This window comes from Nostoc sp. CCY0012, from assembly GCF_963920855.1.
In the GTDB taxonomy this organism is placed as follows: Bacteria; Cyanobacteriota; Cyanobacteriia; order Cyanobacteriales; family Nostocaceae; genus Cyanocohniella.
In genome coordinates, this window is record NZ_CAWUDM010000013.1 from 35,875 (window position 1) to 48,771 (window position 12,897).

Below are 12,897 nucleotides of genomic sequence, written 5' to 3' on the forward strand. Positions count from 1 at the left end.
ATATTGAGAAACAATTATGGTAATATATTACTTATCGCTATTTCTTGTCAATATATGTATAATCATGGTTTTAGGTCTGTTTACAGACTTAACGCTCATATCATCTTAGTTGTAAAGTACCGCAGAAAAGCTATTAATACAGAAATACTAAACAGGCTAAAAGAAATAATCACAGACACCCTAAAAAAATGGGACTGTGAGTTGTTAGAGTTCAATGGTGAAGCAGACCATGTACATTTATTAATTGACTACAAACCAGACAAACCACTCTCAACACTGATTGGAAATATTAAAACAGTGAGCAGTAGATTAATTCGTAAAGAGTTTCCTTGGTTGGCTAAAAATTACTTCTACAACAAGCCTCATTTTTGGACTGGTGCGTATTTTGTGGCTAGTTGTGGGGGTGTTACGGTTGAACAATTAAAGAATTACGTTGAGAACCAAGAACAACCAAAACAATGATTCGCGCTTGCCAATTTTATCTTGGTCGCAATTCATCTCCCGTTAAGTCTTGCGTCTGTAACGGGAGTCCTCTTGCTCCATTAAGATAGAAGAGTTACGAACTATCTCACTATTTCTTGGGGGATATCAACACATCTAGCATCATGCAACCTTAGCTAGATGGAATTAGAGTTGGAGATTCTTAATCTGAATTTAGCTTGAGTCGAAATTTTATCAGTATAAAACCGGAGCAATTGGTAATTATTTAACATCAATAACCAACTCAAACCATGAGACAAAACATTGACCCCTTGAGAATGGGAAGCCGCCTAGCTAAAAATTGGTGGACAGTTGCATTACGGGGAATATTTGCCATTATTTTTGGTTTAATAGCACTATTCTGGCCAGAAATTACCCTCACAGCACTAGTACTTGTGTTTGGTGCATTTGTATTAATTAGTGGTGTACTGTTGGCGATCGCTGCCTTTAAAGATGGTCTAAATCATGCCCACAGTTGGCTGTTGTTGCTAGAAGGTGCCATCGGCATTGCTATTGGAGTACTGGCTTTTGTCTGGCCTGGTATCACTGCATTAGTCTTACTTTACCTAATTGCAGCGTGGGCGATCGTTACTGGCGTTTTAGAAATCATAGCCGCTATTCAGATACGCAAAGAAATTGAGAATGAGTGGCTGTTAGCTATAGCTGGTATTGCGTCGGTACTGTTCGGTGTATTGCTACTTATTTGGCCTGTGGCTGGGGCATTAGCAATTTTGTGGATTATTGCTGCCTACGCCATTATTTTTGGTATATTGTTGTTGATTCTGGCCTTTCGCTTACGTACATGGGGAAGCAATGGCGTCAGCGCCCACCGTAGGTGATGACCATTTTGGATTAAGGGTACTTAAGTAGAGAGTAGGATTCTTGTGTAAAACCTATTGCCATATCTATAGATAAAATTAAATGACTTGTATCAGTTAAATCTATGCTTAAACCATAGAGCATAATCTATGATTAAAATTAGAACTCTCTTAGATAAGTATTAATTAGACTAGACATCATCGATTTATTTTGTTAATCAATTCCTTTTTGGGAAATATAACGTTAAGCTAAAAATAATTTTAAACAAAAATAAATTTCTGCAATCTCAAATAATTAGCTAACTGGAAGTTTTACATTTGCTCCCAGATAGCTAATTTTTGCTCCCAATCCAGAGGTTAATTTCATGGCTCAGTTTCTCCTAGAGACTGTTTGGCTGGTTCCTTGTTATGCCTTAATAGGTGGACTTTTGGCGATTCCTTGGTCACCGGGCGTCATTCGTAAAACAGGGCCCAGACCAGCAGGTTATGTCAATTTAATCATGACATTTCTGGCACTAGTTCACAGTGTTTTGACTTTTCCCTTGACTTGGAATCAACCAGCCCAAGAAATATTTATACCTTGGTTATCTACCGCAGGTTTAAACCTCACCATTGCAATAGAAATTTCTGCCATTAGTGTGGGTGCAATGGTAATTATCACTGGCTTGAATTTGTTAGCACAAATCTATGCCATTGGTTACATGGAAATGGATTGGGGTTGGGGGCGTTTCTATTCTTTATTGGGATTATTTGAAGCGGGATTATGTGCTTTAGCATTATGCAATAATCTGTTTTTCAGCTATGTAATTTTGGAAATCCTGACGTTAGGAACTTATTTATTAGTAGGTTTATGGTTTAGTCAGCCGTTGGTAGTCACTGGTGCTAGAGATGCTTTCTTAACCAAACGAGTAGGTGACTTATTCTTACTGATGGGAGTCTTGGGATTATGGACTTTATCAGGAACGTGGGATTACACAGAGTTAGCTGTATGGGCCGCTAATACTCAAGTTGATCAGACAATAATTACATTAGTAGGTTTAGCCTTAGTTGCTGGGCCGATGGGTAAATGCGCTCAATTTCCTTTGCATTTGTGGTTAGATGAAGCAATGGAAGGCCCTGTTCCCAGTACAATTTTGCGGAACTCAGTAGTAGTTGCTAGTGGTGCATGGGTATTAATTAAGCTGCAACCTGTATTAACTTTATCGCCTGTAGTTTCATCATTTATTGTCGCCATTGGTGCAGTGACGGCTATAGGTGGATCTTTAATTGCGATCGCCCAGGTTGATATGAAGCGCTGTTTATCTTATTCTGTAAGTGCTTACATGGGCTTAGTGTTTATTGCTGTAGGCACACAACAAGACGATGCAGCTTTATTGTTGGTACTCACTCATGCTTTAGCATCGGCATTATTAGTCATGAGTAGCGGCGGTATTATCTGGAATAGCATTACTCAAGATGTAACTCAACTGGGCGGCTTATGGACACGTCGCCCCATATCTGGGTTAGCCTTTATCGTCGGCACATTGGGATTAATTGGCTTTCCCCCCTTAGGTAGCTTTTGGGCTTTACTCAAATTAGTTGATGGACTGTGGGCTACTTACCCTTGGTTAGTAGTAATTATTATTACCGTCAACACCTTAACAGCCGTAAGTTTAGTCAGAGAATTTGGCTTAATTTTCGGTGGAAAAACTAAACAAATGAGTGAGCGATCGCCTGAAGTTCATTGGCCGATGATTGTACCGATGATGATTTTATTTGGCTTGGTGTTGCATTTGCCTTTGGTGTTACAAAGCTTATTGTTATTACCAGATTGGGCTAATTTAAATAAAGATGCAGCCTTATTACTGATTTGGTCAAGTATTTTTGGTTGCAGTATTAGCGGTGTCATTTACTTAGGCAATATTCCCAAGCCCATACGCCTACCTTGGAAACCCTTACAAGATTTGTTGGCATACGACTTTTACACCCCCAAGCTTTATCGTATGACCATTATTTTCAGCGTTGTCCAACTTTCCAAGTTTGCTGATATGATTGACCGCTTTGTAGTTGATGGCATTGTAAATTTTGTGGGTTTATTTTCATTGTTAGGTGGCGAAGGTTTGAAATACAGTAACACTGGACAAACCCAATTTTATGCTTTCACTGTACTTTTAGGAGTAGGCGTTTTATGTGCCTGGATAACTTGGCCATTCTGGGGAATACAGTTTTTAGATTTGATGTTTAAGTTCTAAAAATCAAAACACACAAGAGTTTTTCCACTCCCCACTCCCTACTCCCTACTCCCCACCCAAACTAATAAACTCATACACCAAAGCAGATTTATATGTTGAGTGTTCTCATTTGGATACCAATCATCAGCGCGATAATCATCGGTTTTGTACCCGGTAAACTCGTTCCCGCCAGCCGCATTCGTTTAGTATCTTTAACCATCGCCGGCATAGTTTTACTCTGGAATTTATTTATTTTGCTGAAATTCGATATCAGCAATGCAGGGATGCAATTTCAAGAATATTTGCCTTGGAACGAAACCTTAGGTTTGAGTTATCAACTAGGTGTTGATGGCTTATCAATTTTGATGTTGCTTCTTAATAGCTTACTTACTTGGATTGCAATTTATACCAGTGACAAAGCAACTGAACGTCCCCGGCTTTTTTATTCCCTAATTTTATTAATTAGTGGTGGCGTTGCTGGCGCATTTTTAGCGGAAAACCTGCTGTTATTTTTCTTATTTTACGAACTAGAATTAATTCCCTTTTATTTATTAATTTCTATTTGGGGAGGAGAAAAAAGAGCCTATGCCGGCATCAAATTCTTAATTTACACTGCCGTTTCCGGTGCTTTAATTTTGGCAACCTTCTTAAGCATGGTATTCCTCACAGGTTCTACTAGTTTTGCTTTTGATGCCGTATCTACACAAACCCTATCCGCCGGGTTGCAATTGGTTCTGTTAGCAGGAATTATCTTAGGCTTTGGCATTAAAATTCCCTTGGTTCCCTTCCATACTTGGCTACCTGATGCTTATGTTGAAGCTTCCGCCCCCATTGCCATTTTGTTGGGTGGCGTGTTGGCAAAGTTGGGAACTTATGGACTGTTGCGGTTTGGTATGGGGATGTTCCCTCAAGCTTGGAGTGTAGTTGCACCAACCTTAGCTATTTGGGGGGCGATAAGTGCAATTTATGGGGCAGTCATTGCGATCGCCCAAACAGACATCAAGCGCATGGTAGCATATAGTTCTATCGGTCACATGGGTTACGTGTTGCTGGCTAGTGCCTCTAGTACATCTTTAGCGTTGGTGGGTGCAGTGGCTCAAATGTTTAGCCACGGTTTGATTCTGGCAATTCTCTTCCATTTAGTAGGGATAATAGAAACCAAAGTAGGCACACGCGAATTAGCTAAACTCAATGGTTTAATGAGTCCGATTCGTGGTTTACCTTTTATCAGTGCCTTACTGGTTCTCAGTGGGATGGCTAGCGCCGGGATTCCCGGTTTAACGGGCTTTGTGGCAGAATTTATTGTGTTTCAAGGTAGCTTCTCGGTTTTCCCCTTGCCAACATTGTTATGTGTCGCCTCTAGCGGCTTAACAGCCGTATATTTCGTCATCCTCCTCAACCGCACCTGTTTTGGCAAGTTGGACAGTAACTTAGCTTACTACCCGAAAGTTTTCTGGTCTGAAAAAATCCCTGCTATAGTCTTGGCATTTCTGATTATCTTTTTGGGCATCCAACCTAATTGGTTAGTGCGTTGGAGTGAAACCACAACTACAGCAATGATAGCGACGATTCCCGCCACAGAAAAAACCGTAGTTGCTCAAGTAGCGCTGAAGTAATTCACATTATTTAGTCAACCAGATTTGAGAGGCGATCGCAATGGTACAAACCCCAGAAAAACCTACTAAATTACCTTCTTCTCAACATGAATTTGCTGATGTAATTCATCGGCTAGAAGCTGGCGGTTCCATGTTGCCAGATACGCCAGAAAATTTAATGCAAATTATTGGTATATATAAAGCTTACGCTGTACCGATGGATTTCTATTGGCGTAACTTGTTGTATATTGCCGAACGAGTATTTTTAAATCCCTTGCCCTTATTTAAATACTTCCTACCCCAAGAGTATTTAGAAAGGCACAATCATTATGCGGGTGATGATGCCGAGTTGAGAGTTTGGCGTGGTGAAGCCATAGCCCATCCCGAACTCCTGGCATTTATGGAAAAGGGTGAAACCTTAAAAATGCCCAAAATATTACATCACTTATTCCATGACCGCATCAACATGGAATTTGCCGAAGCTTGTATGCGGGCAATGTTTTGGCATAGAGGCATGGGTGGAAAATTTGACCCTTACTTAGACAGCGAAGAATATCAAGCCAACGCCGATAAAGCCATCAAAGCTTATTTTCAAGGGAACCCAGTGATGTTGGGGCTTTACAAACTGTTCCCAGATATGTTTCTCGAACAGTGCCGCCAAATGTCTTACTACGCTAATTTGGGGCTATTTTGGGAAGTCATGGCACCTGTCTTTTTTGAAATGTCAGATTTGTATGACGAAGGGAAAATTACTACTGTCCCGGAAGCGATGAATTTTCTCGTCAATGGCATTTTTGCAGTTGCCAATCGGCCAATTTATCATCATGTATATATTCGTGGTGAATGCTACGAAATAATTCCGAAATCAAAAGGTTTTGTTTGGCTGTATGAAGCTGCATTACCTTATGTAGAAGCTGTGTTTTATCGGACATCACCATTCCGGGGGACAAAATCATACAACGCCCAAGCCAATCAAGTGCCAACAGACCAAAAAGACTTCCACTATGGCATTCTCTATGCAGATGTGTTTCCCGTCGGGACTGCGGGTATTCCCCCGACATTGCTGATGCAAGATATGTTGCACTTCTTACCAGAATATCTTGTTGATTACTATAAAAAACATTGTCGCGGCGAAGAAGACACATTAATTCAGTTGGGAATTAGTTTCCAACGCTCAATGTATAATGTCACCTCTGCGGTAATTCAAGCATTAAGGACTGCACTACATCATCCTTTAGATGACCCCAACCCTGAACATTTACAAGCTAATAGAGACTTTTTTGAAGCACAGTTAAATCGTTTTACTCGTTCTGAATATAATATGCGGGATGCTGCCCGTTTACGTGATATTCAAAGACAAGATTATCGATAAGTTTGTAGTAAGGGCTTAAGCCCTTTTTTGTCAAGCCCTTAGGAGATAGAGAGGACTAAAGTCCTCACTACAAACTTAGGCATCATGTAAAAATAAGTTGTACAAATTTAATCTGGAGTAGGCTGTGAGCCTTACTTTCCAATTAAAAGTGTTCAAGTTATTTTTGCGCGACTCCTTAAGAAGCTGCACCAAATCCTCCCCCCCCTGGAGTTGCAATCACAAACACATCCCCTGGTTGCATCTCTACAGTTGCAGTACTATTTAATTCTTCTTGGGTTCCGTCTTGACGTTGTACCTCATTGCGTCCTACCTGTCCTGATTCCCCTCCATTTAACCCAAAAGGCGGAACCACCCGATGACTAGAGAGAATATTTGCTGTCATCGGTTCTAAAAACTTGATGCGGCGGATAACTCCATTACCACCGCTATATTTACCTTTACCTCCACTCTCAGGACGCAGATTAAAACTTTCCACCAAAACAGGATAACGGGTTTCTAAAACTTCTGGATCAGTTAACAGAGAATTAGTCATGTGGGTATGCACAGCATCAGTACCATCAAAGTCAGCCCCGGCACCAGAACCACCGCAGATAGTTTCGTAATATTGATAACGTTGATTCCCAAAAGTAAAATTATTCATGGTTCCCTGCGAACCAGCCATAATACCCAAAGCACCATATAAAGCATCGACAATGGTTTGGGAAGTTTCCACGTTACCTGCTACCACTGCGGCTGGATAAGTTGGGTTCAGCATACAGCCCACAGGTACAATAATTTCTAATGGGTTCAGACATCCAGCATTCAAGGGAATATTATCATCAACCAAAGTCCGAAAAACATATAAAACAGCTGCTTGAGTTACAGCCTTGGGAGCATTAAAGTTGCTATTTAATTGTCCAGATGTGCCAGTAAAATCAATAATAGCACTACGATTTTCTTTGTTGATTGTGACTTTAACTTGAATTTTTGCCCCATTATCCATTTCATAAGTAAATGAGCCATCCTTAAGCAGATTTATCGCTCGTCTAACTGACTCTTCAGCATTGGCTTGAACAAATTGCATATAAGCTTGGACTGTTTCTAATCCATATTGGGCTACCATTTTACGGAGTTCTTGTACTCCTCTTTTATTGGCAGCAATTTGAGCTTTAAAATCAGCAATATTTTGGTCAGGATTACGCACCGGATAAGGATGATTTAGCAGGACATTTCGTAATTGAGTTTCTTGAAAAATCCCCTGTTCAACTAAGAGAAAATTATCAAATAAAATGCCTTCCTCTTCTACTGTAGTGCTGTGGGGAGGCATGGAACCGGGTGTAATACCACCGATATCGGCTTGGTGTCCACGAGAAGCCACATAAAAGAAGGGAGTAGGGCGTGGGCTTGCCGTGAGCGTAGTCGTTAGCGTAGCTTCCCGAAGGGTACGGGAATTTGGAGTAGGGGTGTTTTCTAGGAAGACGGGGGTAATAGCGGTAACGTCGGGGAGGTGGGTTCCGCCGTTATAAGGATTATTTGATAGATATACGTTTCCTGGTTGGATGGTGTCGCCTTTATCGTTAATTAGACTGCGAACACTTTCACTCATTGAGCCTAAATGTACGGGAATGTGGGGAGCGTTGGCAACTAATAATCCAGAAGTATCAAAAATAGCGCAGGAAAAATCTAGGCGTTCTTTAATATTTACTGATGCGGCGGTGTTTTGCAGAACTATCCCCATTTGTTCGGCAATGAATTGGTAGAGGTTTTTGAATATTTCTAAGCGAACGGGGTCGGGTTGAGATGTGGTGTGCATTAGTTAAACATTTTGGCGTTGCAGAATAGAAATATGAGTTAGTGCGAACTTTTATTATTGATAATCAAGAACCTCCCCCAAATATACCGATTAATGTAGGCGATCGCTTTGCCAATCACAAAAATACATTAACAAATTTGCCAATAGATGAAACTTTTTTGGCATCAATACATGGGCTTGGTCTATTGTCACAGTTCTCTTCACCAGCTTCTAAATCACATCTTGTAGGACTCGCCTGGTGTTTTTCCATGTCCAAATACCCACACCTGCAACTACTATACTCATGCCGACTAAAACAACGCGTAAGCCCAAAAAATCAGTTAATGGGCCAGTGATAGCTAATGGTACAGATAAAGCAATATTGACGACATGATTTTGAAAGCCAAAAACCTTACCGTGCATAGTGGGGGGTGTGTGCTGTTGAATTAAAGTCTGCATGGGTACGCCAATTAGCGCCGCACCTACACCCAAAAATGCCGATAGTCCTAAAGCCAGCCCTAGATTATGGGTAAAAGTGAACACCCCTAACACTAAAGACATAATCAAGAAGCCAATCAAAGGTAGGGGCTTGTGATGAAATTTATCACCCCAGTGACCCAAAATTGCTGCACCTAATACCATACCCACACCAGCTGCTGCTAAAAAGAAGCCAAATTGTTTTTCTTTCAACCCAAAATCGGCGGCTAATCTAATGGTCAGCACCATTAAAGATGCAAACACACAATATAAAGTGGTGAGTTGCAGCATGGCATTTAATACCAGCCGATTTTTGGTGAGATAATTTAAGCCTGATTTAAAGTCAGCCCAAGGATGAATTACCGCGCGCTGTTCATCACCAGGGAATTTGTTTTCATTGCCAAAGTTAATTGGTTGTACAGCCAATCCCGACAACAGGTATAGTCCACCAACTACTAGTTCTTGGCCATATTCTGATCCTAGCCAAGTTTTGGAGAGACTTAATATTGGTTCTCCAATGGCAAAACCCACAATTAATGCGCCCATCATGGTACTGCTGTACACCGCATTGGCTGCCATAAAATTCTCTCGTCGGACTAAAACGGGGATAGCCGCCTGTTGAGCCGGAGTGAAAAACTGGGCCAAGGTGGAAATACCAAAAGTCAGCACCAATAACATGAAAAAGTCCCTGGGCAAAAATGCTATGAACAGCATTAATACCGTTTGAATGTAATTAGAGCCAGTTAAAACCAGCTTTTTAGAAAAACGATCTACAAAAATACCCCCCGCAGAACCGAACAAAATCGCTGGTAATGTAAAAGCCAGCATCAAAGTCGAGTACATGGAGTTTTGAGCTAACCCAGCGGGTGCTGGGTAGTTTTCTAGCAGTCCCACCATTAAGACGAAAAAGACTTTATCTCCCAACTGGGAACACAACTGCCCAATCCACAGGAGCATAAAACCACGATTTTTTAGTAGTGAGTTAAACCCGTTATTGATAGCAGCCGGTTCAGTGGGAAACATTTAGATACTTGGGGATTGGGGACTGGTGATCAGGGGCAATGGGGATGGGAATGAGGAAAAAAGATGGTGCTTTCATATCTTCCTCCTGCACCTTACTACCTACTACCTACTGATTAATTCTGTTTTCCGGACTAATTTTCTTCATAGCGGGTTACCAGAATATGCAAAAATTCACTTGCAGTCAGGCGCACTGGTGAAGCAGAAACCTCAACAGATGAGTCTACCCAGCAACCTTTTACTTTTTGGGGCGATCGCCACATGGATAAATGGTCTACTGGTGGTTCTGCGTAAAAATTATTATGCCCACCACCTAGTAAGGAAGAACTCCAATGAGTGAAATAATCATGACTCATGCGATGGATAGGAAAGTTTCCTGAAAGTGGTACTCCCCAACCATCTATGGCAATAAACGCTTTGACATTACCGCCTAACAGTTGCCAGGCACACGCCGCGCCTATTGCTCCGACTACGCCAGCACTGAAGCTAAGAAATATCACTGGCGATTTTAACTCATGCTGTAGGCGATCGCCTAAAAACTGCACAATGTGAAGTGATGATAAGGCTAATAAACTGTGACCCGGATAAATCAGTACTTTGCCTTGGTTTTGCCGCTTTAAACTATCAAAGGATGGATCTAAGCACTCCAAAATAAAGCTTTCAGTTAAGTCTGGTTCATGAATTCCCGGGCAAATGATGATACTCATTCTTCTTAGGTACTCACAATTTGGCAGTTATTTATACAAAAACTTGTATTTAATCATACTTATCTCTCAGTAATTAAAAGTAAATGAAGTGCCAACCAAAATGCACTCAATTACTCACCCTTGCTTCTAGGATATATGAAAATTTCCTGATCACACAAATCAGGCAATAGATACAGAGTACTAAAAAAAATATTTTCCAATACTCAGTATCTGGTAATAACCCTAGTATGTCTTTTGATATATTGTTGTTAATTTTGTAGTTATCCCTTCCAGGGGGATGGGATAATATTTTACTAATCAGGGAAATAATGGAGCTATAACCTAGCTCGTTTTGCTCTTAACTCTGGTTTATATAGATTTATATTGAGGGACTAATTGTGGTTGCCACGCCAGAAAAACAGCAACACATCCATGAGCAATTACCGAGTCAAAACCGAGTAGCTGTCTTACTCATGGGCTATGGTGAAGTCGAAAGCTACGAAGACTTTGCTAACTATAACGAACAAGCATTAAATCTACTGACGGCAAAATTTGCACCAGTACCAACCTGGATTTATCCCCCTTTAGCAAAGCTTTTGGCTTTATTTGACCGCCATGAATGGGGACACACCCATCATGATTTTATTTCCCCACACAACGCCATCTTTGAACAGCAACGCGCTGGTATCGAAAAGAATTTACAAGCCAAGTGGGGCGATACTATCCAAGTATTCAAGGCTTTCAACTTCTGCGCTCCCCATTTACCGCACCAAGTTCTGGCAGAAATTCAAAATCAAGGCTTTGACAAAATCCTCATTTATCCCTTGTTAGTTGTTGATTCTATCTTTACTAGTGGGATTGCCGTTGAGCAAGTTAATAACGCTTTAGCCGAGATGGCAGGTGGAGAGGAACATTGGGTAAAAGGACTGCGTTATATTCCTTCTTTCTACAACGAGCCAGCTTACATCAATTTGATGGCTAATTTAGTTGAGGAAAAAATAACCGCCGACTTACGTGCAAATTACCTCCCTTCTCAAATCGGCATTGTCCTCATGAATCATGGCTGTCCCCACAAAGCCAAGGGATTCACATCGGGAATTATCGAAAGTCAAACGCTATACGATTTGGTACGCGATAAATTAATTAACCGTTATCCCTTAATTTCGGTGGGTTGGCTGAACCACGACACACCTTTAATTGAATGGACGCTACCAAATGCCGAGCAAGCTGCTAATAATTTGATTCAATTGGGTGCAAAAGCTATCGTCTTTATGCCCATTGGCTTTGCCACAGAAAACCACGAAACTCTATTAGATGTCCACCACATCATTCATGGCTTGGCGAAAAAGCATCCCGATGTGAATTATGTCCAGATGGCCTGTGTCAACGATAATCCAGAATTTCTGGAGATGGCTGCTGAATGGGCAAATGCTCACATTGGTGAGTTAATGAATCAGGAAGCTATGGCGGTTAATCCCCAGTTGGCGGGAAATCACCATCACCATCACCATGATTAGTTGACAGATTCCAGGGGGATAAATAAATTACTTTATTATCCCCTTGGTTTAAATCAGGACTTACGCAAGTGTCACAAAAAATAAAAATTTTTGCTTGTAGTAAGGGCTACCCTACGGGAACGCTGCGCGAACAGCCCTTATCTTGTCAAGCCCTGCGGGCATAGCTGCGCTTACCGCGGAGCGTCTCGCAGAGAGGACTAAAGTCCTCACTACAAACTTAAAATAATATGCCAGTTGCGTAAGTCCTATAAGTTTAGTTGCTAACCTGAAAGTAACTAGAAGATTTGGGTACAACCGTCTTCACAAGTATTAGTTTCAGGACGGACTGATGACACAAACTGACTTATTTCCAGCCATTGCTGTCAATATCCCCAACACGCTCATCCTGAAAGTTTCCCACGAGCAATTTGTGGATTTGGCACTCGTTAACCGAGACTTACAATTAGAACGAAGTGCTACGGGTGAGTTAATTATTATGCCACCGACCGGAAGCGATACTGGCAATAAAAACCTAGATATGGAAGGGCAATTGTGGCTGTGGAATCGTCAGAGTAAACTGGGTCAAGCTTTTAACTCTTCAACAGGTTTTCATCTTCCCAATGGTGCTAATCGCTCTCCTGATGCAGCCTGGGTACGTCAAGAAAGATGGAATGCTCTCACTTTAGAACAGCAGGAAACTTTTGCGCCTATTTGTCCTGATTTTGTACTGGAACTACGTTCTAAAAAGGACTCTCTAGAAAAGTTGCAAGCCAAGATGAGAGAATATATAGAAAATGGCGCTTGTTTAGGTTGGTTGATTGACCGACAAAATCAACGAGTGGAAATTTATCGTCCAGGTAGAGATGTGGAAGTTTTAGATCATCCTGTCAGTTTATCAGGGGAAGATGTTTTACCTGGGTTTGTGTTGGATTTAACCGAGGTTTGGAGTTGAAATTATTGCTATTACTAATT

General features: G+C 41.2%; 10 protein-coding genes. 7 read left to right on the forward strand and 3 right to left on the reverse strand.

The window, feature by feature from the left end; all coding sequences use genetic code 11:
• Positions 1-54 precede the first annotated feature (54 nt).
• The 5 genes from tnpA to ACM0OS_RS05370 all read left to right on the forward strand — a co-directional run bounded on the left by tnpA (position 55) and on the right by ACM0OS_RS05370 (position 6,475).
• Positions 55-462 (forward strand): IS200/IS605 family transposase, encoded by a 408-nt coding sequence (gene tnpA / locus ACM0OS_RS05350; protein WP_414542126.1) that lies wholly within the window; start codon positions 55-57, stop codon positions 460-462.
• 269 nt (positions 463-731) lie between these two features.
• A complete protein-coding gene (locus ACM0OS_RS05355; RefSeq protein ID WP_414542127.1) occupies positions 732-1,319 on the forward strand; it encodes an HdeD family acid-resistance protein in 588 nt (195 codons plus the stop codon).
• A gap of 344 nt (positions 1,320-1,663) precedes the next feature.
• Entirely contained in the window at positions 1,664-3,529 is a 1,866-nt protein-coding gene (locus tag ACM0OS_RS05360) for an NAD(P)H-quinone oxidoreductase subunit F (protein WP_414542128.1), read from the forward strand.
• Positions 3,530-3,621: 92 nt separating this feature from the next.
• The gene (locus ACM0OS_RS05365; protein ID WP_414542129.1) at positions 3,622-5,124 is read left to right on the forward strand and encodes an NADH-quinone oxidoreductase subunit M; all 1,503 of its coding nucleotides are present in this window, start codon (positions 3,622-3,624) and stop codon (positions 5,122-5,124) included.
• A gap of 40 nt (positions 5,125-5,164) precedes the next feature.
• On the forward strand, positions 5,165-6,475 hold the full coding sequence (locus ACM0OS_RS05370) for a CO2 hydration protein (protein ID WP_414542130.1): 1,311 nt from the start codon (positions 5,165-5,167) through the stop codon (positions 6,473-6,475).
• Positions 6,476-6,650: 175 nt separating this feature from the next.
• Here the strand turns inward: ACM0OS_RS05370 and ACM0OS_RS05375 are convergent, their stop codons facing one another.
• The 3 genes from ACM0OS_RS05375 to ACM0OS_RS05385 all read right to left on the reverse strand — a co-directional run bounded on the left by ACM0OS_RS05375 (position 6,651) and on the right by ACM0OS_RS05385 (position 10,450).
• Complete coding sequence (locus ACM0OS_RS05375) at positions 6,651-8,267, reverse strand: hydantoinase B/oxoprolinase family protein (protein ID WP_414542131.1); 1,617 nt, start codon at positions 8,265-8,267, stop codon at positions 6,651-6,653.
• A gap of 210 nt (positions 8,268-8,477) precedes the next feature.
• On the reverse strand, positions 8,478-9,746 hold the full coding sequence (locus ACM0OS_RS05380) for an MFS transporter (protein ID WP_414542132.1): 1,269 nt from the start codon (positions 9,744-9,746) through the stop codon (positions 8,478-8,480).
• 131 nt (positions 9,747-9,877) lie between these two features.
• Positions 9,878-10,450, reverse strand: a complete 573-nt coding sequence (locus ACM0OS_RS05385) for a hypothetical protein (RefSeq protein ID WP_414542133.1) — start codon at positions 10,448-10,450, stop codon at positions 9,878-9,880.
• Positions 10,451-10,827: 377 nt separating this feature from the next.
• Here ACM0OS_RS05385 and ACM0OS_RS05390 point away from each other — a divergent pair, with 377 nt between their 5' ends.
• Positions 10,828-11,946 carry a ferrochelatase gene (locus tag ACM0OS_RS05390; protein WP_414542134.1) on the forward strand — a complete coding sequence of 373 codons (1,119 nt, stop codon included), beginning with the start codon at positions 10,828-10,830 and terminating at the stop codon, positions 11,944-11,946.
• A gap of 328 nt (positions 11,947-12,274) precedes the next feature.
• Positions 12,275-12,877 carry a Uma2 family endonuclease gene (locus tag ACM0OS_RS05395; protein ID WP_414542135.1) on the forward strand — a complete coding sequence of 201 codons (603 nt, stop codon included), beginning with the start codon at positions 12,275-12,277 and terminating at the stop codon, positions 12,875-12,877.
• Positions 12,878-12,897 lie beyond the last annotated feature (20 nt).